Consider the following 24,830-nt stretch of genomic DNA (forward strand, 5'->3'; position numbering starts at 1 on the left):
GTCCAATCGATCAGCACCTGACCCCATGCGGTTCTCCGCCTGGTGGTTGTCCACGCTGGCGCTTCCTCCCCATCCATGTCCATCGGCATCCTCGGGAAGAAGCTGGGTATGTCCCAGTTCTTCGACGAGCAGGGCAGAGCTGTTCCGGTCACCTTGATCGAAGCCGGCCCCTGCCGTATCACCCAACTCAAAAACGACGACACTGACGGTTATTCCGCAGTGCAGATCGGCTTTGGCGAAACCCGCGAGAAGCTGATCAACAAGCCCGCCCAGGGTCACCTCAACAAATCCGGTGAGGGCCTTCTGCGTCATCTGCGCGAATACCGCGTCGACAGCGTTGAAGGTCTCGAACTCGGTGGCGCCATCACCGTCGGCGATTTCGAAGCCGGCCAGAAGGTTGACGTCAGCGGTGACACCGTCGGCCGCGGCTTCGCTGGCTACCAGAAGCGCCACGGCTTCAGCCGGGGTCCGATGACCCACGGTTCGAAGAACCACCGCGAGCCCGGTTCGACCGGTGCCGGTACGACCCCGGGCCGCATCTATCCCGGAAAGCGGATGGCCGGTCGCTACGGCGGCAAGAAAATCACCACCCGCGGCCTGACCATCCTCAAGGTGGACAGCGAGCACAACCTGCTGGTGGTGAAGGGATCCGTGCCCGGCAAGCCTGGTGCGCTGCTCAACATCCGCCCGGCCTTGCGCGTGGGCGCCAAGCCCGCCAAAGGAGGTAAGTGATGGCCAATTGTGTCGTTCGTGATTGGCAGGGCAAGGAAGCCGGCAAGGCAACCCTGGACCTGAAGGTGGCCAAAGAGACCACCGCCGTTGACCTGATGCATCGGGCCGTTCTGCGTCAGCAGGCCCATGCACGCCAAGGAACCGCCAGCACCCTCACCCGCTCAGAAGTGCGCGGTGGTGGTCGCAAGCCCTACAAGCAGAAAGGAACTGGTCGGGCCCGTCAGGGATCGATCCGCACTCCTCTGAAACCCGGCGGCGGCATCATCTTTGGACCCAAGCCCCGCACGTACAACCTTGCGATGAACCGCAAGGAGCGTCGTCTGGCCCTGCGCACCGCGCTGATGGCCCGCATTGACGATGTAACCGTCGTGAAGGACTTCGGTGCTTCGCTGGAGGCCCCCAAGACCCGTGAAATCACAGATGCTCTGGGTCGCCTCGGTGTTGCTGCTGGCTCCAAGGTGCTCATCGTTCTGACAAACCCCTCCGATGTTGTGCGCCGTTCCGTGCGCAACCTGGAGAAAGTCAAGTTGATCTCCGCAGATCAGCTGAACGTCTTCGACCTGCTCCACGCCAATGCTCTGGTGCTGGGCGAGGAAGCTCTCGCAACCATCCAGGAGGTCTACGGCGATGACTGAACGTTTCCAAGGACGCCTGGCGGATGTGATCCGCCGTCCCCTGATCACCGAGAAGGCCACCCGCGCCCTCGAAATCAACCAGTACACCTTCGAGGTGGACCACCGCGCCGCTAAGCCCGACATCAAGGCCGCCATTGAGCAGCTCTTCGATGTGAAGGTCACCGGCATTAGCACCATGAATCCCCCGCGACGCTCCCGTCGCATGGGTCGCTTCGCCGGCAAACGTGCCCAGGTGAAGAAAGCCGTGGTGCGCCTGGCGGAGGGCAACTCGATCCAACTCTTCCCTGAGTCCTGAGGGGTCTGAATCGTCATGGCAATCCGTAATTTCCGCCCCTACACCCCCGGTACCCGCACCCGGGTGGTCACTGATTTCAGTGAGATCACCAGCCGCAAGCCGGAGCGGACCCTGGTGGTGGCCAAACACCGCCGCAAGGGCCGCAACAACCGCGGTGTGATCACCTGCCGCCACCGCGGTGGTGGCCACAAGCGCCTCTATCGCGTGGTGGATTTCCGTCGCAACAAGCACGGTGTCCCCGCCAAGGTGGCCGCGATTCACTACGACCCGCACCGCAACGCGCGTCTGGCACTGCTCTTCTACGCCGATGGCGAGAAGCGCTACATCCTTGCTCCTGCAGGAGTTCAGGTGGGCCAGACCGTGGTCTCCGGCCCTGATGCCCCGATCGAAAACGGCAATGCCATGCCGTTGTCCTCGGTGCCCCTCGGTTCGGCGGTTCACTGCGTTGAGCTCTACGCCGGTCGTGGTGGCCAGATGGTCCGTACCGCCGGTGCCAGTGCCCAGGTGATGGCGAAAGAAGGCGACTACGTCGCCCTGAAGCTGCCCTCCACCGAGGTTCGCCTGGTTCGCCGCGAGTGCTACGCCACCCTCGGCGAGGTCGGTAACTCCGAGATGCGCAACACCAGCCTGGGTAAGGCCGGTCGTCGCCGCTGGCTCGGTCGCCGTCCTCAGGTTCGAGGCAGTGTGATGAACCCCTGCGATCACCCCCACGGTGGTGGTGAGGGTCGTGCACCGATCGGCCGTTCCGGCCCGGTGACCCCCTGGGGCAAACCCGCCCTCGGTCTCAAGACCCGCAAGCGGAACAAACCCAGCAACCAATACGTGCTCCGGAAGCGTCGCAAGACCTCCAAGCGGAGCCGTGGCGGACGCGATTCCTGATGCAAACCATCACTTATCCGCTTGCTTAAACCGTTATGGGACGTTCACTCAAAAAAGGTCCGTTTATTGCCGACAGCCTGCTTCGCAAGGTTGAAAAGCAGAACGACAACGACGACAAGTCTGTGATCAAAACCTGGTCACGGGCCTCCACGATCCTGCCGATGATGATCGGCCACACGATCGCGGTTCACAACGGCCGCACCCATGTGCCGGTGTTCATCACCGAGCAGATGGTGGGCCACAAGCTGGGAGAGTTCGCTCCCACCCGCACCTTCAAGGGCCACATCAGAGACAAGAAAGGAGGCCGCTAAACCATGACATCGTCAACCCAAACGGCACCCACCGCCCAGGCTCACGGTCGCTTCATCCGAGGCTCCGTGTCGAAGGTGCGCCGTGTGCTCGACCAAATCCGTGGCCGCACCTATCGCGACGCGCTGATCATGCTCGAGTTCATGCCCTACCGCTCCACCGGCCCGATCACCAAGGTGCTCCGGTCTGCGGTGGCCAACGCTGAGCACAACCTCGGTCTCGACCCCTCATCTCTGGTGATCTCGAGCGCGACCGCTGACATGGGCCCCTCCATGAAGCGCTATCGCCCCCGCGCCCAGGGCCGGGCTTACCAGATCAAGAAACAGACCTGCCACATCAGCATTGCTGTTGCGGCTCAGACCGATTCCTGACCCCCGAGGACTCTGACCCAATGGGACACAAAATCAACCCAACCGGTCTGCGCCTGGGGATCACCCAGGAACACCGGTCACGCTGGTACGCCTCCAGCAAGAACTATCCGGCCCTCCTCCAGGAGGATGACCGGATTCGCAAGTTCATCCACAAGAAGTACGGCTCCGCCGGCATCAGTGATGTGCTGATCGCCCGCAAGGCCGATCAACTGGAAGTTGAACTCAAGACCGCACGCCCCGGCGTGCTGGTCGGCCGTCAAGGCAGCGGCATCGAAGAGCTTCGCTCCGGCATTCAGAAGACCATCGGCGACTCCAATCGTCAGGTGCGGATCAATGTTGTCGAGGTCGAACGCGTCGACGGTGATGCCTTCCTCCTTGCCGAGTACATCGCCCAGCAGCTGGAGAAGCGTGTGGCCTTCCGCCGCACCATCCGCATGGCTGTGCAGCGCGCTCAGCGTGCGGGAGTTCTGGGTCTGAAGATCCAGGTCTCCGGTCGCCTGAACGGTGCTGAGATCGCCCGGACGGAATGGACCCGCGAGGGTCGGGTGCCCCTGCACACCCTGCGTGCCGACATCGACTACGCCACCAAGGTGGCCAGCACGACCTACGGCGTGCTCGGCATCAAGGTTTGGGTGTTCAAGGGCGAAGTGCTGAGCGAACAGGCTCAGCCCATGCCGGTGGGTGCTGCCCCCCGGCGCCGGGCCAGCCGTCGGCCCCAACAGTTCGAAGACCGCTCAAACGAGGGTTGAACAGGAGGCCTGAACCATGCTGAGTCCAAAACGCGTCAAATTCCGTAAGCAGCAGCGAGGCCGCATGCGCGGCGTCGCCACCCGGGGCAACACCATTGCCTTCGGACAATTCGCGCTGCAGGCACAGGAATGTGGCTGGATCACCTCGCGCCAGATCGAGGCCAGCCGTCGTGCCATGACCCGCTACGTCAAGCGTGGCGGAAAAATCTGGATCCGGATCTTCCCCGACAAGCCGGTCACCATGCGCGCTGCCGAAACCCGGATGGGTTCCGGTAAGGGCAACCCAGAATTCTGGGTGGCGGTGATCAAGCCCGGCCGGATCCTGTTCGAGATGGGTGGTGATGAAATCACCCCCGAAATCGCCAAGGAAGCCATGCGCCTCGCGCAGTACAAGCTTCCCGTGAAGACCAAGTTCATCCAACTGGATGAGCAGGAGAAGTCAGCTGGTGCCAAGGCTCCGGCAGCTTCTGAAGCCGTCACCGTGGAGTCCTGACCATGGCCCGTCCCAACGCCGCCGATGTGCGCAGCCTGTCCGATTCGGACATCAACGAACAGATCGACGGCCTGCGCCGCGAGCTGTTCCAACTCCGTTTCCAGCAGGCCACGCGCCAGCTCGCTAACACGCACCGTTTCAAAGAGGTCCGCATCAAGCTGGCCCAGCTGCTGACGGTGCAGTCGGAGCGCCAGCGCTCCACCGCCTCCTGATCCCCCACTCCGTAACCATGGCAGTCAAGGAAAGGATCGGCACCGTCGTCAGCGACAAGATGGAAAAAACGGTGGTGGTCGCGGTGGAAAGCCGCTTCCCACACCCCATCTATCAAAAGACGGTCAGCCGTACCACCCGTTACAAGGCTCACGACGAAGACAACACCTGTCGCGTCGGTGACCGCGTTCGCATCACTGAAACCCGTCCGATGAGCCGCCAAAAGCGGTGGGCCATCGCCGAGGTTCTCAGCCACAGCCCGAAAGCTGCGGCTGAGGAAGCCAACAAGGCTGAAGCTCAGGAGGTGAAGCAGTGATCCAGCAGGAGTCCTATCTCACCGTTGCCGACAACAGCGGCGCCAAGCGCATTCAGTGCATTCGCGTCCTCGGCACCAACCGTCGCTATGCCCACGTGGGCGACGTGATCGTTGCCGCCGTGAAGGATGCCGCCCCCAACATGGGCGTCAAAAAGTCCGACGTGGTGAAGGCCGTTGTGGTGCGCACCAAAGCCACCATGCGTCGTGAAACCGGAAACTCGATCCGTTTCGACGACAACGCCGCCGTCATCATCAACGACGACAAAAACCCGAAAGGCACCCGCGTCTTCGGACCGGTGGCCCGTGAGCTGCGTGACCGCAGCTTCACCAAAATTGTGTCCCTCGCTCCGGAGGTGATCTGACCATGGCGACTGCAACCACCAAGGCCAAGGCCACCAAGCGCATCAAGATGCGCATCCGCAAGGGCGACACCGTTCAGGTGATTGCCGGCAAGGACAAGGGCAAGACCGGTGCCGTTCTGCGCACCCTGCCCAACGAAAACCGTGTCGTAGTGGAGGGCGTGAACATGCGCACCCGCCACGAAAAGCCCACCCAGGAGGGCGAGACCGGCCGCATCGTGACGGAGGAAGCTTCCCTGCATGCCTCCAACGTGATGCTGTATTCCACCGACAAAAAGGTGGCCAGCCGCGTTGAAATCGTCGTCGAGAAGGACGGCACCAAGAAGCGCCGGCTGAAGAAAACCGGTGAAGTCCTCGACTGATCCCGACTTCTGACCACGCCCAGAAGCACCCCAACCCGTTATGTCACTCAAGAAGCGCTACCGGGAGACCATCCAGCCCAAGCTGCAGAAGGATCTCTCCCTCACCAACATCCATGAAGTCCCCAAGGTGGTGAAAGTCACCGTCAACCGGGGTCTCGGCGAAGCCGCCGCCAATGCCAAGTCCCTCGAGGCTTCGGTGAATGAGCTGGCGCAGATCACCGGCCAGAAGGTCGTTGTGACCCGTGCCAAAAAAGCCATTGCCGGCTTCAAGATTCGGCAGGGCATGCCGATCGGCTGTGCCGTCACCCTCCGCGGTGATCGGATGTATGCCTTCCTCGAGCGCCTTATCAACCTGGCGCTGCCCCGCATCCGCGACTTCCGCGGGGTCAGCCCCAAGAGTTTCGATGGCCGCGGCAACTACACCCTTGGGGTGCGCGAACAGATCATTTTCCCTGAGATCTCCTTCGACAAGATCGATGCGATCCGGGGCATGGACATCACCATCGTGACCACTGCCCGTTCGGACGAAGAGGGCCGGGCCCTCCTCCGCGAGATGGGAATGCCGTTCCAGAGCAACTGAGCCCTCCCCGTCGACACCTATGGCCAACCACGACCCCATTTCCGACATGCTCACCCGCATTCGCAATGCGAGTGAGAAACGTCACGAAACCACCAAGATCCCCGCTTCGCGGATGACCCGCAGCATCGCCAAGGTGCTGCAGCAGGAAGGCTTCATCTCCGAGATCAGCGAGCAGGGTGAAGGCGTTCGCACCGAACTGGTGCTCGCCCTCAAGTACAGCGGCAAGCACAGGCTGCCCACCATCCGCTCTATGCAGCGGGTCAGCAAGCCCGGTCTCCGCATCTACAAGAACACTCGCGGCCTGCCCAAAGTCCTCGGAGGACTGGGCGTGGCGATCATCTCCACCTCCAAAGGTGTGATGAGCGACCGCGACGCCCGTCGTGAGGGCGTCGGTGGCGAAGTGCTCTGTTACGTCTACTGATCCGGAGCTGAACCATGTCACGAATCGGCAAAAACCCTGTTCCCGTCCCTGAAAAGGTCACGGTTTCCCTCGACGGTCTCACCGTCAAGGTGAAAGGACCCAAGGGCGAACTGGAGCGCACCCTTCCTGAAGGCGTCAGCGTCAGCCAGGACAACAACACCATCGTGGTCTCCCCCACGAGCACCAAGCGCATCTCCCGTGAGCGCCACGGCCTGAGCCGCACCCTCGTCGCCAACATGATCGAGGGCGTCAGCAACGGTTACAGCAAGGCTTTGGAGATCGTTGGTGTGGGCTCCCGTGCCCAGGTCAAAGGCAAAACTCTCGTGGTGAGTGCTGGCTACAGCCACCCCGTCGAGATGGAAGCCCCCGAGGGCATCACCTTCAAGGTGGAGAACAACACCAGGGTGATCGTCTCCGGCATCGACAAAGAGCTGGTGGGCAACGAAGCCGCCAAGGTCCGCGCCATCCGTCCCCCCGAGCCCTACAAGGGCAAGGGCATTAAGTACGAGGGCGAGCGCATCCTGCGCAAGGCAGGCAAGTCCGGCAAGAAATAAGCCTTGTCCTGACGTTCCTTCCCTTCACCCACCATGTCCCAACTTTCCCGCAAACAGCAGACGCAAAAACGCCACCGGCGACTGCGTCGTCACATCACCGGAACCTCAGACCGTCCGCGGCTGGCCGTGTTCCGCTCCAACAACCACATCTACGCCCAGGTCATCGACGACGCGGCTCAGAGCACACTCTGCTCCGCCTCCACTGTTGATAAGGAGCTGCGTACCGGCCTCAAGGCTCCGGCTGGCAGCTGCGACGCCTCTGTCGCCGTTGGCGAACTGGTCGCCAAGCGCGCCATCGCCAAAGGCATCCAGCAGGTGGTGTTCGACCGCGGCGGAAATCTGTACCACGGCCGGATTAAAGCCCTCGCCGATGCCGCCCGGGAAGCGGGCCTTCAGTTCTGATTCCTGCTCAACCCATGACAGATTCCTCCCCCCAATCCAATCCCAACGCCGTGCCGGGCGCGGCCGACGTTCCAGCGGCAGCCGAAGGGCAGCAGCAACAGGAACAGCGCCGCGGCCGTGGCGACCGTGACGGTCGTCGTGGCGACCGGCGTGGTGGCCGTCGCGGCCAGGAACGCGATTCCGAATGGCAAGAGCGCGTGGTTCAGATCCGCCGCGTCTCCAAGACCGTGAAAGGCGGTAAGAAGATGAGCTTCCGGGCCATCGTGGTTGTCGGCAACGAGAAAGGCCAGGTCGGCGTTGGCGTCGGCAAGGCCGGTGATGTGATCGGTGCCGTCCGCAAGGGTGTTGCCGATGGCAAGAAGCACCTCGTCAAAGTGCCGTTGACCCGCCACAACTCCATCCCGACCCTCTCCAATGGTCGTGATGGTGCTGCCAGCGTGCTCATCCGCCCTGCAGCTCCTGGTACCGGTGTGATCGCTGGCGGTTCCATCCGCACAGTGCTCGAACTCGCCGGCATCAAGAATGTCCTGGCCAAGCGCCTGGGCAGCAAGACCCCCCTGAACAATGCACGGGCCGCCATGGTGGCCCTGTCGCTTCTCCGCACCCACAAGGAGACGGCGAAGGAACGGGGAATCTCCCTCGAACAGATCTATTCCTGATTCGCGATGACTCTCCGACTCGATTCCCTCAAATCCAACAAGGGCGCTCGTCGCCGCAAATTGCGCAAGGGCCGCGGCATCGCCGCTGGTCAGGGTGCCAGCTGCGGCTTCGGTATGCGCGGCCAGAAATCCCGTTCGGGTCGCCCCACGCGCCCCGGCTTCGAGGGTGGCCAAATGCCTCTGTACCGCCGGGTGCCGAAGCTGAAGCACTTCCCACTTGTGAATCCCAAGTTCTTCACCGTGCTCAACGTTTCTGCGTTGAACGACCTGAAGGACGGCAGCACCGTCAACTTGGATTCCCTGGTCAAGGGCGGCATCGTGACCAGCCCCAAGCATCCTCTGAAGATGCTCGGCAACGGTGAACTGAAAGCCAAAAAGCTGACAGTGCAAGCCGCGGCGTTCACCACCTCGGCCCGCACCAAGATCGAAGCCGCAGGCGGAACCTGCGAAATCCTCGACTAATCAAGGGCTCGTCCCCAAGTCAGCCCTAGGGTCTGAGCCGTCCGCTGGATTTCGATCCACGGGCGGCTTCTTGGCTTTTCGCCCAACTTCACTTTCTTCCGGACATGCTCGTCAGTCGGGGTCGCAACCCCAACGCCTCCGAAGTGATCGGCCAGCTGATCACTAACCCTGGGCTCCGCAGTCGCGTGCTCACCACACTCGGCCTGCTGTTGTTGGTGCGTCTTGGGATCTACATCCCAATGCCCGGAATCGATCGGGAAGCCTTCAAGCAATTCATCGATCAAGGCGGACAGCTGATCGGTTTTCTCGACATCTTCACCGGCGGCGGGATCTCCACCCTGGGCATCTTTGCCCTGGGGATCCTGCCCTTCATCAACGCCTCGATCATCCTCCAGTTGCTGACCGCAGCGCTGCCGCAGCTGGAAGACCTCCAGAAGAATGAAGGCGAGGCTGGCCGACGCAAGATCGCCCAGATCACCCGTTATGTGGCGCTCGGTTGGGGTCTCGTCCAGAGCGTCGTCTTCGCCATGATCCTGCGCCAATACGCCGTGGAAGGTCTGAGCGAAGTGACCTTTGTGGTTCAGACGGCACTGGCCCTGGTGACCGGCTCGATGGTGGTGATGTGGCTGAGTGAAGTAATCACGGAGCGAGGCATCGGCCAGGGGGCTTCCCTGGTGATTTTTCTGAACATCGTTGCCACCCTGCCGCGCACCCTCGGCGCCACGATCGAAGCCGCTCAAACCGGTGACCGGGACACCGTGCTGGGCATCATTGTTCTGGTGCTGGTGTTCCTGGCCACGATCGTTGGAATCATCTTCGTGCAGGAGGGAGCTCGCCGTATCCCCATCGTCAGCGCCAAGCGCCAGGTGGGTGGAGCAGGTGTGCTCCCCACGCGTCAGAGCTATCTGCCGCTCAAGCTGAATGCCGGCGGTGTGATGCCGATCATTTTCGCTTCAGCCCTGATTTTCCTGCCGGTCACCATCGCCAACCTCACCAAGAGTGAGTGGTTGATCCGTGCGGCCAGTGCCCTGAATCCTGGGGCAGCGAACCCCTGGCCATACGCACTCACATTTTTTGCGTTGATCCTGGGCTTCTCTTATTTTTATGCCTCTCTCACGGTGAATCCCGCTGACATCGCCACCAACCTGAAACGGGGTGGTGTGGCGATTCCAGGCGTTCGCCCCGGCAGCGCCACGGCCACTTATCTCTCAGGAGTCCAGAACCGCCTCACCTTGCTGGGTGGCCTGTTCCTCGGCGCCGTCGCCATCATTCCCGCGGCCGTCGAACGCGCCACGAATGTGCAGACCTTCCAGGGGCTTGGCGCCACATCACTACTGATCCTTGTCGGTGTGGCCATCGACACGGCAAAGCAGGTGCAGACCTATGTGATCTCACAACGCTACGAAGGCCTCGTTCGCCAGTGAGCGCTGCTGGGCAGCGCACCTTCTGTTCACGTCACCTCACGCTTACGCAACCATGAAAAATCGCTTGCTCTTTCTTGGCCCTCCCGGAGCCGGCAAAGGCACTCAAGCCGCTCGGCTGTGCGATGCCAACAGTATGAAGCATCTGTCCACAGGCGATCTGCTGCGCTCTGAAGTAGCAGCCGGCAGCGATCTGGGCAAAGAAGCTGAAGCGGTGATGAACCGCGGCGAACTGGTGAGCGACGCCCTTGTGCTGGCGATTGTGGAAAGCCAGATGAAGGCTCTCACCACCGATGGCTGGTTGCTGGATGGGTTCCCGCGCACGGTGCCCCAGGCTGAAGCACTCGAACCCCTGCTGGCCGAATTGCAGCAACCCATCCAGGCCGTGGTTCTGCTGGAGCTGGATGACGCCGTTTTGATTGAACGGCTGTTGGCCCGCGGTCGCGCCGACGACAACGAAGCGGTGATCCGCAATCGCCTGGAGGTTTACCGCGAGAAAACCGCACCCCTGATTCGCTTCTATAGCGACAAGGGTCTCCTGGTTTCCGTCCCCGCCCAGGGCACAGTCGAGGAGATCACCAAGCGGATCGAGTCCGTTCTCGGTTGACCGGCATGGTAACGTTGCCGTTTGGAAATTTGGAGAGCCACGCCTCATGAAGGTGCGCAGCTCAGTGAAAAAAATGTGTGACAAGTGCCGGGTGATCCGTCGCCACGGCAAGGTCATGGTCATTTGCGCCAACCCCAAGCACAAACAGCGCCAGGGCTGATCCCCCGCTGTTCTGAAACATTCCTCGCCTCCAGGACTTCGGAGGCATCTGTCCTTTTCAACTAAACGAACGTGGCACGGATCGCCGGCGTTGACATTCCCCGCGACAAGCGGATCGAAGTGTCCCTCACTTACATCTACGGAGTTGGTCTCACCCGCTCACAGGCCATCCTGGCCAAAACCGGCGTGAACCCCGACATCCGGGTGAAAGATCTGGAGGACGGAGATCTTCAGAAGCTCCGCAACGCCATGGAGGAATACACCCTCGAGGGCGATCTGCGCCGTCAGGAGGGCATGGCCCTCAAGCGCCTGCAGGACATCGGCTGCGTCCGTGGCCGTCGCCATCGCATGAGCCTTCCCGTTCGTGGCCAACGCACCCGCACCAACGCCCGCACTCGCCGCGGCGCGCGGAAAACTGTGGCCGGCAAGAAGAAGTAAGCCCTCTACATCCTTATCCCTGACTGCATACGGCCATGGCTAAAACCGTCAAAAAATCCGGCCCCAAGAAGGCCAAGCGCAACGTCCCGAACGGCGTCGCTCACATCCAGAGCACCTTCAACAACACCATCGTGTCCATCACCGACACCGCCGGTGAGGTGATTTCCTGGTCGTCTGCAGGTGCCAGTGGCTTCAAGGGTGCTCGCAAAGGCACCCCCTTTGCGGCTCAAACCGCTGCAGAAGCAGCAGCACGTCGCGCCCTTGACCAAGGCATGCGTCAAATCGAAGTGCTGGTGAGGGGTCCTGGCTCAGGCCGTGAGACCGCCATCCGTGCTCTCCAGGTTGCTGGCCTCGAAATCACCCTGATTCGCGACGTCACCCCCCTGCCCCACAACGGTTGCCGCCGGCCCAAGCGCCGCCGCGTCTGAACCGAGCTGATTTCCGTCCGGTTTCTCCCCTTACCCCGATTCAGACCGTGTTGCAGTACCAGATTGATCGCATTGAGCATCAGGTGGCCGAGGATCGCGCCCAGTCCGGCGTTTTCCTGATCGGTCCCCTCGAGCGTGGCCAGGCCACGACCCTGGGCAACGCGCTGCGCCGCGTGCTGATGGGTGGGCTGGAAGGCAGTGCTGTCACCGCCATCCGGATTGCCGGTGTCAATCACGAATACGCCACGGTTCCTGGGGTCCGTGAAGACGTTCTCGACATCCTGCTGAACTGCAAGGAGCTCACCGTCAACAGCCGTTCGGCCGAACTCGAGATCGGTCGTCTCGTGGTGGCTGGTCCCGCTGAAGTGAAGGCCGGAGATCTTCAGTTCTCCTCTCAGGTGCAGGTGGTGGACGCTGATCGTCCGATCGCCACCGTGGCCGACGGCCACAGCCTCGAGCTGGAAGTGCACGTTGAGCGCGGCGTTGGCTATCGCCCGGTGGATCGTCACAACGAAGAAACCAGTGCCATCGATCTGCTCCAGATCGATGCCGTGTTCATGCCCGTGACCCGGGTCAACTTCACCATCGACGAAACCGCCGTTGCCGAAGGCGGTTCGGCCCGCGAGCGCCTGCGGATGGAGATCGTCACCGACGGCTCCATTACCCCCGACGACGCCCTGGCTCAATCAGCCAATCAATTGATTGAGCTGTTCCAGCCGCTGGCCACCGTCACTCTCGTGGAGGAAGTTCCTGCTGAACCCGAGCCCTCGGCGGAAGCACAGATTCCTCTTGAGGAACTGAACCTTTCGGTTCGCGCCTACAACTGCCTCAAGCGGGCCCAGGTCAACTCCGTGTCTGACCTGATGGGCTTCAGCTACGAGGATCTTCTGGAGATCAAGAACTTCGGTTCCAAATCCGCTGATGAAGTGATCGAAGCCCTCGAGCGCATCGGCATCTCCATCCCCCAGAGCCGCACTTCTGCATAACTGCAGAACGGCCTGAACGTCCTTTTTCGTCTTCGTCACCGACAGAACCATGCGTCATCAATGCCGAGTTCCTCAGCTGGGACGTCCAGCTGACCAGCGCAAGGCAATGCTGCGCGCCCTGACCACCCAGCTGATTCGCGAAGGTCGGGTCACCACCACCAAGGCACGGGCCAAAGCGCTTCGCGACGAAGCCGAGCGCATGATCACCCTGGCCAAGGACGGCAGCCTCGCCTCCCGTCGCCGGGCCATGGGTTACATCTACGACAAGCAGCTGGTGCATGCCCTGTTCGACAAGGCTCCCAACCGCTACAGCGATCGCAAGGGTGGCTACACCCGCATCACCCGCACCGTTCCTCGTCGTGGCGACAACGCCGAGATGGCCATCATTGAACTGGTCTGATCAGACCTCACGTCAGTTCTGACGTTTGAACACCCAACCCTCGTCTTCAGGTCCTGAGCCAGCGTCCCTTCAGCGGATCGCGCTCAGCCTTCAGTACGAGGGTTCTTCATTTTGTGGGTGGCAGCGCCAACGCAACGGTCGCAGTGTTCAGGCCGTGCTGGAGAACGCCATCGCCCAGCTTGATCCGCACCGACCGGTGCAGACCTTTGCCGCCGGTCGCACCGATGCCGGCGTTCATGCCGCCGGTCAGGTGGTGCACTTCGACTGCAGTGGGCCGATCCCAGCTCGCAAATGGGCCCCGGCCTTGAACGGACGCTTGCCGAGCACCATTCGTGTGCGCGAATCCGTCGCCCGTCCCCTGGATTGGCATGCCTGTTACTCCGCCACCTACAGGCGGTACCGGTACACGATTCACAACGGGCGCCGCCCCAATTTGTTTTTAAGCCCCTGGAGCTGGCACCGTTACCAACACAGGCTGGATGAGTCCCGCATGCGGGACGCTTTGAGCAGCATGCTTGGTCTGCACGACTTCAGCGCCTTCATGAAGGCAGGCAGCCGTCGCGCCCATGCCCGAACCACCGTGCAGGAGGTGCTCGTGGAGCGCCAAGGCGATCTTCTGCGGGTTGAGATTCAGGCGAGTGGTTTTCTGTACGGCATGGTTCGCCTGCTGATGGCCCAGTTGGTGGCCGTTGGCGAGCACCGTCTCAGTCTTGCCGCCTTTGAACAGCGCTGGAGGGAACGACGACGCCATGAGGTGAAAGAGGCGGCGCCGGCCACGGGCCTCTGCCTGCTTCGGGCTGGCTATGCCGAGCCCATCTTCACCGAAGCCGGCTGGTACGATTGTCAGCCGTGGTTTTTTCTGGCCGAGAGCGATCCGCCTCCGGATCCACCCTCAACGCCGGGATAAACGGGCCTCTACTTCGAAAGCTGCCCAACTCACTGGAGCTGGAGGGCCGAAGAGTAAGCTCGATCTTTAGCCCCGTCAGGTCCAGTTCTGGACCGACCCCTTTGCCCAGTTCCGCTTCTTCAGGCGGGACATAACCGAACCGGCATGCCGGCGCGATGAACAAGACCTCTCTCCCCCCGATTGATTCGATCGACCGCCAGTGGTACTTGGTGGACGCTGAGAATCAAACCCTCGGCCGTCTGGCCACTGAAGTGGCCGCCGTGCTGCGTGGCAAGAACAACCCCAGCTTCACCCCCCATCTGGACACCGGTGATTTTGTCGTCGTCGTGAACGCCGAGAAGATCAAAGTCTCCGGTCGTAAGCCCCAGCAGAAGCTGTACCGCCGTCACTCCGGTCGTCCCGGCGGCATGAAGGTGGAAACCTTCGAAGCTCTGCAGGAACGGATCCCCGAGCGGATCGTGGAGAAGGCCATCAAAGGCATGCTCCCCCACAACGCCCTGGGCCGCCAGATGTTCCGCAAGCTCAAGGTCTACAAAGGCACCGAGCATCCCCACGCCGCTCAGAAGCCCCAGCCTCTTCAGCTCAACCCCTCCGCATCCGCCCAATGAGCAACAACTCCGTCGTCTACTGGGGCACCGGTCGTCGCAAGACCTCTGTCGCCCGTGTTCGTCTCGTCCCCGGCAATGGAACGATCACTATCAATGGTCGTCCCGGTGACAACTATCTGAACTACAACCCCTCGTACATCGCAGCGGTGAAGGCTCCCTTGGAGACCCTCGGCCTCAGCAGCGAGTACGACATCCTCGTCAACGTTCACGGTGGTGGACTCACCGGTCAGTCTGGCGCCATCAAGCAAGGTGCAGCCCGCGCCCTGTGCGAACTGTCTGCCGACAACCGCAAGCCGCTGAAGACGGAAGGTCACCTCAGCCGTGACCCCCGTGCCAAGGAACGCCGCAAGTACGGCCTCAAGAAAGCCCGTAAGGCTCCTCAGTTCTCCAAGCGCTGATTTTTTTTTACCGATGCCAAAGCCCGACATTCATCCCACCTGGTATCCCGACGCCAAGGTGATCTGCAACGGCGAAGTGGTCATGACCACAGGCGCCACCCAGCCGGAGATCCACGTCGACGTCTGGAGCGGCAACCACCCCTTCTTCACCGGCACCCAGAAGATCCTCGACACCGAGGGTCGTGTGGACCGCTTCATGAAGAAGTACGGCATGGGCACCAAGAAAAAAGGTGCCGACTCTGCCAAGGCCGAGTCCAAGGCCTGAAGGTGAGAACGGGGCATGGACGCCTCGACCTTGTTCACACGGCTGAAAACAGCCACAGCCAGCTTCCGCAACCTCGAGCGGCAGCTGGCTGATCCTGATGTGGCCGCTGATCCAAAGCGGCTTGAATCGATCGCACGGGAGCGATCAAGACTTGAGCCACTCGTGCTCGACTTCGAGGAACTCAAGAAGCTCGAATCCGAGCGTGATTCCGCACGTCAGCTGTTGAAAGACAGTCGCGGTGACGCTGCAATGGAGGAACTGGCGCAGGATGAGTTGGCCAGCCTCCAGGAACAGCACGCAACGCTGACGGAGCGGCTCACCCTGGCTCTGCTGCCGCGGGATCCTCGCGATGAGCGCAGTGTGATGCTGGAAATTCGTGCCGGCGCAGGCGGCGACGAGGCCTGTCTCTGGGCCGGTGATCTGGCACGGATGTATGAGCGGTACAGCCAAAAAATGGGCTGGGCCGTGCAATCCATCAGCTGCACCGAGGCCGACCTGGGCGGGTTTCGCGAACTGATCCTGTCGGTGCGTGGCGACAGCGTCTACAGCCAACTGAAATTTGAGGCGGGAGTGCATCGGGTGCAACGGGTCCCGGCCACGGAATCCCAGGGTCGGGTCCACACCTCAACAGCCACGGTGGCCGTGATGCCCGAAGCCGATGCCGTGGAAGTTCAGCTCGACCCGAAGGATCTCGATATCAGCACCGCGCGTTCAGGCGGTGCTGGGGGGCAGAACGTCAACAAGGTGGAAACAGCTGTGGACCTTCTCCACAAACCCACGGGCATCCGCGTGTTCTGCACCCAGGAACGCTCCCAGCTGCAGAACCGGGAACGGGCCCTGGAGATCCTGCGCGCCAAATTGTTGGAGCGGGAGCAGGCGGCTGCCGCAGAACGCGAAAGCAGCGATCGACGCTCCCAAGTGGGCAGTGGTGACCGCTCCGAAAAAATCCGCACTTACAACTACAAAGACAACCGAACCACAGATCACCGGCTGGGACGAAACTTCACCCTGGAACCTGTGTTGGATGGCCAGCTAGAAGACCTGATTGGTGCCTGCATCGCCGAAGAGCAACGTCAGAAACTCGAAGCGCTGAGCGATCAGGCCGAGGCCTGACGGTCAAGCACCGATCACGTACTTCGCCCATTCCTGGTGATGACCGGAATGGATCTGGCGCCGGGCCTCAAAACTGAGGCTGCTGGCCGGTCGCCGCGGCACATGGCGCAGAGGCATGGCGGCTTCCTTCGGAGTTCGATTGCCTTTGCGCACATTGCAGCTGAGGCAAGCCGTGGTCACGTTCTCCCAGGTGTCGCTACCTCCCCGACTGCGGGGCATCACATGGTCGATGGACAACTGATTGTCACGACTGCCGCAGTACTGGCAGGTGTGGTTGTCCCGCTGGAAGAGGTTGCGACGCGTCAGGGGCAGCTGACGAAAGGGAACGCGAACGTACTGGCGCAGGCGGATCACCGTTGGCAGGTGGGTGCCCTGACGCAGTTGCCGACAGGGGTCGTGTTCCAGACTCTCGGCCTTGCCCTTCAGCATCATCACCACAGCCCGTCTCCAGGTGGTGATATTGAGCGGCTCGTAGGACGCATTGAGAACGAGAACCTGGCCCATGCCAGCTCACTCAATAATGGTCATGCTATCGGCGATGTGAAGCTGTCTCGGTAGCGCCGAGCACCGCCTGTGATTCCGGAGCTGAATCCACGTCAGCGCGCCTGGGTGGAGGTTTCACCTGCAGCGATTCGGGCCAACGCCAGGGCGCTCTGCCAACACCTCGGTGCTCGTACCCAACTGATGGCGGTGGTGAAGGCCGATGGCTACGGCCACGGCGCCGAGACGGTGGCACGGGCTGCCCTTCAGGGGGGAGCCACCAGCCTTGGCGTAGCCACGCTGCAGGAAGGCCTTGAGCTGCGGCGGGCCGGGCTGGAAGCACCAGTGCTGTTACTAAGCAACCTCAATGAACCGGACGACCTGCGCACTTGCCTGCACTGGCGGTTGATGCCCACCCTGAGCAGCCTCAGGGATGCCCAGCTCTGCAACGCTCTGGCAGCCGACAGCGGTCGGTGTTTCGACGTGCAATTGAAGATCGACACCGGCATGGCACGGCTGGGCTGCTCCCTCAGCGAGGGACATCAGACCGCGGCGGAGCTGAACAGCCTGGAACACCTCAATCTGGAGGGCATCTACAGCCATCTGGCCTGTGCCGATGAGCCGAACGATGCCTTGACCAGCCTCCAGCAGGAGCGCTTCGTGAGCATGCTCTCGGCTCTGCCCCAAGCGGGTGCCGGCATCACCCGCCATCTGGCTAACTCGGCAGGGACCCTGCTCAACCGGGAGCTGCACCACGACCTCGTGCGAGTTGGACTAGCCCTGTACGGCCATGCCCCTGCAAGTCATCTAAGCAGCGTCATTCCCTTACAACCCGCCCTGGCCGTTCGTGCCCGGGTCAGCCTGATCCGCGAGGTACCCGCCGGCACAGGGGTCAGCTACGGCCATCACTTCATCACCCAGCGCCCCACGCGGCTTGCGGTGGTGGGCATTGGCTATGCCGATGGTGTTCTGCGGTCCCTCAGCGGGCGCATCCACGCCTTGAATCGCAATCGCCAGCTGCCTCAGGTGGGAGCCATAACCATGGATCAGCTCCTGCTGGATGCCACCGATGTAGCTGAGCTGGAGCGAGGCGACATCGTCACTCTGCTGGGCCAGGACGGCGACCTGGAATTAAACCCTCAAAGCTGGAGCAACCAATGCGGTTCGATTCCCTGGGAGATCCTCTGCGGTTTCAAACGACGCCTGCCCCGCGTTGAGGTCTGACCAGCTGCCGAGCACTTGGTAAAGTTGATGGGCCGCTGGAGAGGTGGCTGAGTGGTTGAAAGCGGCTCCCTGCTAAGGAGTTACAGGAGGCAACTTCTGTCGAGGGTTCGAATCCCTCCCTCTCCGCTTCCTGAGAATCATTCTCAGTAGCTTCATTCTCTGAAATCGACTGCAGCACAGTCGATTTCAGGGGATTAGCTTTTTGGGACTTCGCCCAATCAAGCCAATGCGTTTCGATCTTGCATTGGTCTATGCAAGAGCCCTCTCGCTCTTGGCTTTTCCTGCTCAGGCGAACCAGATGTTCCGAGCAGGGGGAAGCAGTGGAACCTCCTGCCCTTCTGGCTCCCAATACCGCGGAAGTGGCTTCTGTAGAGCAACACAGCCGAACTACCAGTTCTTCCGCGCTGGAGGCAGCAGCGGGACGTCCTGCCCCAGTCGATCGCAGTACAAAAGCAATGGCTTCTGCCTGGCGCGCTGAGCAGAGCTGAGATCCATCCCCAGCAAGGGATAGCGAGAGCAGGAATAACCACTTATTCCCTAGCGAGACCCATGCGTCTTAAGATTCTCGCAAGAATTGGGCGGGCTATGGCTCGCGACCTCTATGGGCGTGATTCGCGGAAGCAGTTATTACCAAATTGTCGAAGGCGTCAACTGGTCCTCAGCGGAAGCCAATGCGATCGCACTAGGCGGGAATTTATTCTCAATTAATAATGAGTCAGAAAGTAGGTGGCTTGGAAATGAATTTTCAAAATCCAAGTATCAATACTCGGAAGATAATTCTGCGTGGGCACCTCATGAGTGGAGCATCAATCACTATTGGTCAGGAGGCATCAAAGAAAACGGAAGCTGGAGATGGTCGAATGGAGACTCATTCAAAACATCTCTTTCTGCGCTCTACTTAAACAACTCAAGCGATCAAAACTCTGATAGACTACTTGGAATATTCAACAATCCCGGACATACATCTAATATTTATCTGGACGATTCTAGGGATGACTATCCAAGCAACCCCAGCAATCCATACAAAGGCATTGCAGAGGTACCACTCTCTTACTTCTCGATAAGTGATGCAGAAGTCGAGGAAGGAGAAAAAGGAAAGATCAAAATCACGCGCACTGGTGGCACTTCAACAGAGCAAACACTGATCCTTGCTACTTCTGATGGATCAGCAGTTGCGGGAGACGACTATAAGAAGAAGATCAAGACACTTACATTCGCTGCAGGCGAGACCTCAAAGACAGTCAATATCGTGACCAATGAAGATATAGATGCTGAATCTGATGAGACGATCAATCTGACTTTGTCTGCTTCCTCTGGTGATGCAGTGCCGGCACAGATTCAGAATGGATCCGCGACTCTGACCATCAAAAATGATGAGCTCAAGTGGAATAATTCACTCTACACGACAATCACAGGTCCCACCTGGAAAGAAGCAGCAATTGCCGCAAAAAATCTTGGTGGACATTTGGCTTCAATTGCCACAAAAGAAGAGTTCGACTTCCTTCACCAAAATAACTTCAAAGGATGGATAGGCTTAAGCGACCCTGATAACTCAGGTCCAGTAAATAGAGATGGAAGCAGAGCCGGTTGGGGCAAAAACGGATTTAGCTGGGAAAGCGGTGAAACATACCGATTCGAAGGATGGATGCAACCAATATTCAACACGGACGGAAACTATGTCCACTTCTGGGATGGTCACGGCGGTAACACTGTGATGCTTGGGACAAACGACACTCCACCAAACGCGCCTTGGTGGGAGGGGAAAGGCATTGTCGAGATACCCCTAGGTCCCACCTACACCATCACTCCAACAGTTTCTTCTTCCAATGAAGGCGGAGAAGTTCGCACCAATGTCACAACAACAGGTGTAGATGCAGGGACCAGGCTCTATTGGACGCTCAGTGGTACCGGCATTGATGCCGATGATTTCTCCACCGGTGATCTCAAAGGCTCACGTGTCGTTCAATCCGATGGAACGATCACCTTTGCCCATACCCTCGCCAATGATCTGACAACAGAAGGCACAGAAACCTTAGAGATCAAGCTCTTTAGTGATTGGAAACGGGAGAACCAAGTGGGTGACACTGCCTCCGTCACCATTAATGACACCTCCCTAACACCTGCTGAATCGATTTTCTCCATCGATGGCACCAACGTCTGGGAAGGTGATACCGCTCAAGTCCTGATCACGCGCAAAGGCAATACATCTGCTGCGATCGACCTCACCGTCAACACTGTCAACGGCACCGCCAAAAGCGGATCCGATTACACCCAGATCAAAGACAAGACGATCCGCTTTGGTGCGGGCGTTAAAAGCAAGAAACTATCCATCACCACCAAAGAAGACTCTGCCGTTGAATCGGATGAGACCTTCAAGGTCAAAATCGCATCCACCGACGATCTCGCGCAGTTCAACACCAAAGCTGCCACCGTCACCATCGAGGATGACGATCAAGCCGTCGTGAACAACACGACCAATAAAACCAACATCACCTACAACTACTTCAATTCCAACAACACCACGGTCGGATCCAACAACACAACGACCACCATCAACTCCAACAACAAGAACAACACCGTCAATTCCAACAACAAGCTCAGCAGTTGGAACATCTACCGCGTTGATCAGACCGTTAAAACCAGAGACATCGTTGGTCAGTGGTTCTCTGACTCCACACCCATCAGCGCCTTATCCCAGGACGTCAACGACACCAAGCTGATGGATGTGGTTGAGAAGACCTGGAGTGAGAAGGTCCAGATCAACCGCGTTGTTCAAGCCAAACAAGGTGGCGGTGAACTGATCCAGGGCAAGCAGATCAACAAAAGCGCCTGGGATGGAGTGCCCAAAGGCTCTGTGCTCAATGGCAGCACCGGCGGTGAAACCCTCAGGGGGCTTGCCGGTTGGGACGTCATCGATGGCGGTGATGGTGATGACCTGATCCACGGCGGCAACGGACGCGACATCATCACCGGTGGTGCTGGCTCTGATGAGCTGCACGGCGACTTCGGCTGGAACACCTACAAGGATCAGCGTGATGGCTCCACAGACCTGATCGCGATTAAGTCCGATCAACACCTCAACAACTGGTGGTACGGCACCTCAGGCAACAGCCCTAACGGTGAAAAAACTGATTTCATCGAGGGACTGGATGCTAAAGACCAAATCAAGATCATTGGTGTCTTCTCCCAAGACCTCTCCTTTAAAGAGAACGTCACCGCCAGAGGCGTCTCCGGCATTGGCATCTATGCCAAAGGCACCCTGGAAGCGGTTTACACCGGCGGGAACTTGAGCGTTGGGCAGATCACCCAGATGACCAGCGGTGATGGATCAACAGCAGCGATGAACAACCAGATGTGGAGCTACTGGGGTGACAACACGGTTCCTCCTCTGCAGGCTTAAGAAGAACAGGCCATAGGAAGATTTTAGGAATCAATACTTAAGAACTCGGCGAAGATGCCTTTACACTACAAAAAGACCTAGAAAAACTATTTTGCACTCTGCACAGCTCAAATTACTCCAGCTCCTAAGCTCAAAAGTAAGCAGCCTGGGAATCTTTGATATTGGATCAGACGGAGGCCTTAAAGGTGGTCCCCTAAATGCTCTCACAAGCCTGAAGGAAGCGGTTACGTTCAACTTCGAGGCGAACAAAAATCAACCTAACCAAGACGATTGGATTAAAAGCATCAAAGATAACAATACACTTGCACGACAAAAAAGCATTGACGTCCCATTCCTTGCAGACAAATCAAGAAATACTAGGGCTTTTTTTGAAGCAAATAAGCCTCAATGCTCGTCTTGTTTGCTACCCGATCTTGAAAACCTCTCCGACTATCATGACATAAATAGGTTCAAGACCAAAGACACTTACTTCTTGAAGTCTATAAGTATTGACGAGATTTCAGGAGCTTTTGGCGTAGCACCTTTAATCGTAAAAATTGACACTCAAGGATTTGACCTTGAAGTCATAAAAGGAATGAATGCGTCCATCCAGGCCTTTAGGCCATGGATAATTACAGAGATGAATACAATGAAATTTTATAAGAATCAAGCAACTATCGGCACCACTTCATTATATCTCGAAAAAAGAGGATACTCATTATTGAAGATATTCCCCTGCCATCATCACATGTTAACGCCAGATTTTGGCCCCAATGTAATGAGTTTTTTCGACGGCTTATGGATTCCCGAAAAATCTCTTGCTCTGCCATTAGATCATCTTTACAGAGAACTAATACTGCATGTAGCGTTTGGAGTGTGCTTTTCGCCAAGATTCATGCAAACAGCCCATCAGGTTCCCGAGAGAGATGAGATAGCCAGGCTAACAAATTGCTTCGTAGAAGAATATATCGAAACAAAGATATGGCCAGCAGATCACGTGCATTAGTAGCTCCATGACTTTACCCAATTCGAATTTAAAAAATGCGTAACTGCCTATTTTAATCAAACAACTTGCGTAATCATCACAAAAAAGAAAATATGTTGATCGAATGAGAATTCATGGCCCCCAAAACTGTCTTCTAGTCAGAATGGGCTCAAGCATCACATAGTCCTCAGCACCATGATTTCTGGGTAATGCGGAGGTGCGCTACAATTATGAAGGAGTTTACATCTCAAGATGAGATTTAAAGAATTCTGGCATTTAGTAAATCGCAAAGAATATAAAATTTTGGCTCATAACATACTTGAACAAGAAAAAGAATTGAATTGTACGAAAGATTCAGCAAATACGCAAGCATACAAAGCGAAGTCACTAGCGAAAGAAAGAATCAGCATTTACAAGTCAATACTAGGAACAAGCAAAGAAGCGATAAATGAATTTCACACTCAGGCCTTAATGAAAGCGAGAGAAGCTTTAAAAGATATGTATAGCATTGACAAAAAAGCCTTAAGAGAATCGCTCAGCCTGTTTTCGTTGACATGTGAGATTAATCCACAAGACTGGTTTCAGCAAAAATTCCATTCAGCTTATCTCAAGTATTTGCTCGGATATTATGCCTCGGCGAAAAAAGATTTTCAACAGTATTGCACGAAGCAAGATCTAGACAAAAGATTTTTAGTCAAGTCTCAACATTATCTTGACTTACTAGAGATCACGTTGAATGCCAGGAAAAATAATGTATGGAAATGCTTAGCAATCGCCCAAGAAACAGAGGGAGAAGAAACTATCAGACAATACAAAGACGAACTTAATTGTATCGATAATAGAGACAGCTCACTCGATGAAAATTCGTACTTTTTTGACATCTCATCCGAAAAATGCCTAGCCCAAATCAAAGACTCTAAGACCATCAATCTTTGGAATTACGCATCAAAAAATTGCGAATTATTCCGCCAAAATAAATTTGAATCTACTCTTGACTTGGTGCACCCAAATCAAAACTTTCACTTGTTTAATGGGGATTTGTTTGGGCTACGCTTTTGGTCCATGATGTCACTGGGGCAGAAAAAAGAATCTCTCAATTATCTACAATATTTAATTAGCACATGTGATAGCGTTCAGAATTCATGGCAATTCATCTTTGCACTGAGCTCCGTATATGCACGATTAGGAATGACTGATAAAAGCAATGAAGAGATCGACAAGCTTAAAGCAGTGCACCCAAGATGGGAAGAATATGGAGACATAAATACGACACATATACGATCAAGCCTTTCCGATAATGCTGAGTATCAATCTAATGCTTACCGAATGTACGAACTTGCACTTAAAACAGAAGATTTAAAACTAGCAGATGGAATTGCTTGTACATTATTTAAGATGAACTTCTTTGTCCTTTCGGCCAGTTTGTTTAATAAAACAATCAATAAACTCAAAACTCCTTTTAATTTAATGGGATACGCTAAATCTCTGGCCTCACAAGGTAAATATGTTGAGGCAGTAGTACCATGCAAACAACTAACAAAGATTGACCCAAATAACTATTACTCATGGCTGGGACTTGGTGCAGTCTCTAGAAGAGCAGGTGATCTTCAGACCTCACTATCAGCATTTAAAAAAGTCATATATTTAGCCCCTGAGTCTTGGACGGCTTATCATGGAATGGGCATAGCTTATGACGCTTTTGGCAATAAAAAATCCGCAATACTTTCCCTAGAAAAAGCTATGAATAAATGCAATAATAACCAAATGTATGACCAAATTGATATACGGCTGAAAGAAATAATCAATTAAAAGCTAGACCTGCAGGCCATGGCATATCGCGGTTATTTTATTAATGGCAAAATGCTAATTCTGGATAATTTTTTTAATTTTTGGCAGATCAAGATTCAACAACCATTTAGCAATGACATTTCACGATTACTCTCTGAGCATATGTATGCTATGTATGAAAATCAGAAAAGTGAGGTTAAAATGACCAAAATTGATTTTATCGAGCTCTTACTGAAAACGAATTTGAGAAAAATTTTATGGAATCTAAGACGTAGCCTTAACATAAGCCTAATAACAAAGCCAAGTAGAAAAAGAAGAACTATGCCATATAGGAGAATTTGTTGTTGGCCTCCATTTTGGGAAACCTGAATCATGCTCATTTCAGCCGCACATTAAACCAGTTCAGGAACTTGTGCTAAACAATAGAAAAAAGCTCAAACCTCAATTAAACTGTAG

At 57.2% G+C, this 24,830-nt stretch carries 35 protein-coding genes and 1 tRNA gene; 35 read left to right on the forward strand and 1 reads right to left on the reverse strand.

Annotated features, from left to right (window positions below; genetic code table 11):
- Positions 1-75 precede the first annotated feature (75 nt).
- The 30 genes from rplC to prfA all read left to right on the forward strand — a co-directional run bounded on the left by rplC (position 76) and on the right by prfA (position 16,518).
- Positions 76-732: a 50S ribosomal protein L3 gene (rplC, locus tag AAXE93_RS11300; RefSeq protein WP_115010470.1), complete on the forward strand. Its 657-nt coding sequence runs from the start codon at positions 76-78 to the stop codon at positions 730-732.
- A complete protein-coding gene (gene rplD, locus AAXE93_RS11305) occupies positions 732-1,367 on the forward strand; it encodes a 50S ribosomal protein L4 (protein WP_250398230.1) in 636 nt (211 codons plus the stop codon). Before rplC ends, rplD begins: the two co-directional genes overlap by 1 nt.
- A complete protein-coding gene (locus tag AAXE93_RS11310; RefSeq protein ID WP_006850625.1) occupies positions 1,360-1,662 on the forward strand; it encodes a 50S ribosomal protein L23 in 303 nt (100 codons plus the stop codon). The genes rplD and AAXE93_RS11310 overlap by 8 nt, the downstream gene beginning before the upstream one ends.
- A gap of 15 nt (positions 1,663-1,677) precedes the next feature.
- Positions 1,678-2,541 carry a 50S ribosomal protein L2 gene (rplB, locus tag AAXE93_RS11315; RefSeq protein WP_006851794.1) on the forward strand — a complete coding sequence of 288 codons (864 nt, stop codon included), beginning with the start codon at positions 1,678-1,680 and terminating at the stop codon, positions 2,539-2,541.
- A gap of 35 nt (positions 2,542-2,576) precedes the next feature.
- Positions 2,577-2,852, forward strand: coding sequence for a 30S ribosomal protein S19 (rpsS, locus tag AAXE93_RS11320; RefSeq protein ID WP_006849645.1), 276 nt, complete (start codon positions 2,577-2,579; stop codon positions 2,850-2,852).
- A 3-nt stretch (positions 2,853-2,855) separates the two neighbouring features.
- The gene (gene rplV, locus AAXE93_RS11325; RefSeq protein ID WP_114987273.1) at positions 2,856-3,221 is read left to right on the forward strand and encodes a 50S ribosomal protein L22; all 366 of its coding nucleotides are present in this window, start codon (positions 2,856-2,858) and stop codon (positions 3,219-3,221) included.
- 20 nt (positions 3,222-3,241) lie between these two features.
- Positions 3,242-3,970, forward strand: coding sequence for a 30S ribosomal protein S3 (rpsC, locus tag AAXE93_RS11330; RefSeq protein WP_390130836.1), 729 nt, complete (start codon positions 3,242-3,244; stop codon positions 3,968-3,970).
- 16 nt (positions 3,971-3,986) lie between these two features.
- Positions 3,987-4,463 (forward strand): 50S ribosomal protein L16, encoded by a 477-nt coding sequence (rplP, locus tag AAXE93_RS11335; RefSeq protein WP_006851743.1) that lies wholly within the window; start codon positions 3,987-3,989, stop codon positions 4,461-4,463.
- 2 nt (positions 4,464-4,465) lie between these two features.
- Positions 4,466-4,675 (forward strand): 50S ribosomal protein L29, encoded by a 210-nt coding sequence (gene rpmC, locus AAXE93_RS11340; protein WP_115010469.1) that lies wholly within the window; start codon positions 4,466-4,468, stop codon positions 4,673-4,675.
- A gap of 17 nt (positions 4,676-4,692) precedes the next feature.
- Positions 4,693-4,989 (forward strand): 30S ribosomal protein S17, encoded by a 297-nt coding sequence (gene rpsQ, locus AAXE93_RS11345; protein ID WP_006850241.1) that lies wholly within the window; start codon positions 4,693-4,695, stop codon positions 4,987-4,989.
- Positions 4,986-5,351, forward strand: coding sequence for a 50S ribosomal protein L14 (rplN, locus tag AAXE93_RS11350; RefSeq protein ID WP_114987269.1), 366 nt, complete (start codon positions 4,986-4,988; stop codon positions 5,349-5,351). Before rpsQ ends, rplN begins: the two co-directional genes overlap by 4 nt.
- 2 nt (positions 5,352-5,353) lie before the next feature.
- On the forward strand, positions 5,354-5,710 hold the full coding sequence (gene rplX, locus AAXE93_RS11355) for a 50S ribosomal protein L24 (protein WP_390130840.1): 357 nt from the start codon (positions 5,354-5,356) through the stop codon (positions 5,708-5,710).
- Between the two features lie 40 nt (positions 5,711-5,750).
- On the forward strand, positions 5,751-6,290 hold the full coding sequence (gene rplE, locus AAXE93_RS11360) for a 50S ribosomal protein L5 (RefSeq protein ID WP_006851706.1): 540 nt from the start codon (positions 5,751-5,753) through the stop codon (positions 6,288-6,290).
- Positions 6,291-6,309: 19 nt separating this feature from the next.
- Positions 6,310-6,711, forward strand: a complete 402-nt coding sequence (gene rpsH, locus AAXE93_RS11365; protein WP_006850769.1) for a 30S ribosomal protein S8 — start codon at positions 6,310-6,312, stop codon at positions 6,709-6,711.
- Between the two features lie 14 nt (positions 6,712-6,725).
- Entirely contained in the window at positions 6,726-7,265 is a 540-nt protein-coding gene (gene rplF / locus AAXE93_RS11370) for a 50S ribosomal protein L6 (RefSeq protein ID WP_006851622.1), read from the forward strand.
- 33 nt (positions 7,266-7,298) lie between these two features.
- Complete coding sequence (gene rplR / locus AAXE93_RS11375) at positions 7,299-7,667, forward strand: 50S ribosomal protein L18 (RefSeq protein WP_390130844.1); 369 nt, start codon at positions 7,299-7,301, stop codon at positions 7,665-7,667.
- A gap of 14 nt (positions 7,668-7,681) precedes the next feature.
- A complete protein-coding gene (gene rpsE / locus AAXE93_RS11380; protein ID WP_011363379.1) occupies positions 7,682-8,326 on the forward strand; it encodes a 30S ribosomal protein S5 in 645 nt (214 codons plus the stop codon).
- Between the two features lie 6 nt (positions 8,327-8,332).
- Complete coding sequence (gene rplO, locus AAXE93_RS11385; RefSeq protein ID WP_390130847.1) at positions 8,333-8,788, forward strand: 50S ribosomal protein L15; 456 nt, start codon at positions 8,333-8,335, stop codon at positions 8,786-8,788.
- Between the two features lie 104 nt (positions 8,789-8,892).
- On the forward strand, positions 8,893-10,212 hold the full coding sequence (gene secY, locus AAXE93_RS11390; RefSeq protein ID WP_115010466.1) for a preprotein translocase subunit SecY: 1,320 nt from the start codon (positions 8,893-8,895) through the stop codon (positions 10,210-10,212).
- 52 nt (positions 10,213-10,264) lie between these two features.
- Complete coding sequence (locus AAXE93_RS11395) at positions 10,265-10,816, forward strand: adenylate kinase (RefSeq protein ID WP_188021623.1); 552 nt, start codon at positions 10,265-10,267, stop codon at positions 10,814-10,816.
- 46 nt (positions 10,817-10,862) lie between these two features.
- Positions 10,863-10,976 carry a 50S ribosomal protein L36 gene (gene rpmJ / locus AAXE93_RS11400; protein ID WP_006850859.1) on the forward strand — a complete coding sequence of 38 codons (114 nt, stop codon included), beginning with the start codon at positions 10,863-10,865 and terminating at the stop codon, positions 10,974-10,976.
- 71 nt (positions 10,977-11,047) lie between these two features.
- The gene (gene rpsM / locus AAXE93_RS11405; protein ID WP_006850466.1) at positions 11,048-11,413 is read left to right on the forward strand and encodes a 30S ribosomal protein S13; all 366 of its coding nucleotides are present in this window, start codon (positions 11,048-11,050) and stop codon (positions 11,411-11,413) included.
- A gap of 35 nt (positions 11,414-11,448) precedes the next feature.
- Positions 11,449-11,841 carry a 30S ribosomal protein S11 gene (gene rpsK / locus AAXE93_RS11410; protein WP_006850182.1) on the forward strand — a complete coding sequence of 131 codons (393 nt, stop codon included), beginning with the start codon at positions 11,449-11,451 and terminating at the stop codon, positions 11,839-11,841.
- Positions 11,842-11,888: 47 nt separating this feature from the next.
- Complete coding sequence (locus AAXE93_RS11415) at positions 11,889-12,827, forward strand: DNA-directed RNA polymerase subunit alpha (RefSeq protein WP_114987249.1); 939 nt, start codon at positions 11,889-11,891, stop codon at positions 12,825-12,827.
- Between the two features lie 49 nt (positions 12,828-12,876).
- Positions 12,877-13,227: a 50S ribosomal protein L17 gene (rplQ, locus tag AAXE93_RS11420; protein ID WP_006851925.1), complete on the forward strand. Its 351-nt coding sequence runs from the start codon at positions 12,877-12,879 to the stop codon at positions 13,225-13,227.
- Positions 13,228-13,252: 25 nt separating this feature from the next.
- On the forward strand, positions 13,253-14,134 hold the full coding sequence (truA, locus tag AAXE93_RS11425; protein ID WP_390130851.1) for a tRNA pseudouridine(38-40) synthase TruA: 882 nt from the start codon (positions 13,253-13,255) through the stop codon (positions 14,132-14,134).
- A 155-nt stretch (positions 14,135-14,289) separates the two neighbouring features.
- Entirely contained in the window at positions 14,290-14,742 is a 453-nt protein-coding gene (rplM, locus tag AAXE93_RS11430; RefSeq protein WP_390130853.1) for a 50S ribosomal protein L13, read from the forward strand.
- Positions 14,739-15,140 carry a 30S ribosomal protein S9 gene (gene rpsI, locus AAXE93_RS11435; protein ID WP_006849745.1) on the forward strand — a complete coding sequence of 134 codons (402 nt, stop codon included), beginning with the start codon at positions 14,739-14,741 and terminating at the stop codon, positions 15,138-15,140. The genes rplM and rpsI overlap by 4 nt, the downstream gene beginning before the upstream one ends.
- A gap of 13 nt (positions 15,141-15,153) precedes the next feature.
- Positions 15,154-15,405 (forward strand): 50S ribosomal protein L31, encoded by a 252-nt coding sequence (gene rpmE / locus AAXE93_RS11440; RefSeq protein ID WP_006851595.1) that lies wholly within the window; start codon positions 15,154-15,156, stop codon positions 15,403-15,405.
- 15 nt (positions 15,406-15,420) lie between these two features.
- Positions 15,421-16,518, forward strand: a complete 1,098-nt coding sequence (gene prfA, locus AAXE93_RS11445) for a peptide chain release factor 1 (RefSeq protein ID WP_390130856.1) — start codon at positions 15,421-15,423, stop codon at positions 16,516-16,518.
- A gap of 3 nt (positions 16,519-16,521) precedes the next feature.
- Here the strand turns inward: prfA and AAXE93_RS11450 are convergent, their stop codons facing one another.
- A complete protein-coding gene (locus AAXE93_RS11450; RefSeq protein ID WP_114987236.1) occupies positions 16,522-17,022 on the reverse strand; it encodes an HNH endonuclease in 501 nt (166 codons plus the stop codon).
- Positions 17,023-17,091: 69 nt separating this feature from the next.
- Between AAXE93_RS11450 and alr the strand changes: the two genes are divergently transcribed.
- The 5 genes from alr to AAXE93_RS11475 all read left to right on the forward strand — a co-directional run bounded on the left by alr (position 17,092) and on the right by AAXE93_RS11475 (position 24,395).
- Positions 17,092-18,222: an alanine racemase gene (alr, locus tag AAXE93_RS11455; RefSeq protein WP_390130859.1), complete on the forward strand. Its 1,131-nt coding sequence runs from the start codon at positions 17,092-17,094 to the stop codon at positions 18,220-18,222.
- 37 nt (positions 18,223-18,259) lie between these two features.
- A tRNA-Ser gene (locus tag AAXE93_RS11460) sits at positions 18,260-18,348 on the forward strand.
- 475 nt (positions 18,349-18,823) lie between these two features.
- Positions 18,824-21,622 (forward strand): Calx-beta domain-containing protein, encoded by a 2,799-nt coding sequence (locus AAXE93_RS11465; protein WP_390130861.1) that lies wholly within the window; start codon positions 18,824-18,826, stop codon positions 21,620-21,622.
- Between the two features lie 91 nt (positions 21,623-21,713).
- Positions 21,714-22,607, forward strand: coding sequence for an FkbM family methyltransferase (locus tag AAXE93_RS11470; protein WP_390130863.1), 894 nt, complete (start codon positions 21,714-21,716; stop codon positions 22,605-22,607).
- Between the two features lie 231 nt (positions 22,608-22,838).
- A complete protein-coding gene (locus tag AAXE93_RS11475; protein WP_390130865.1) occupies positions 22,839-24,395 on the forward strand; it encodes a tetratricopeptide repeat protein in 1,557 nt (518 codons plus the stop codon).
- Positions 24,396-24,830: the final 435 nt, after the last annotated feature.

The sequence above is a fragment of the Synechococcus sp. HIMB2401 genome (assembly GCF_042883245.1).
Taxonomy (GTDB): domain Bacteria; phylum Cyanobacteriota; class Cyanobacteriia; order PCC-6307; family Cyanobiaceae; genus Parasynechococcus.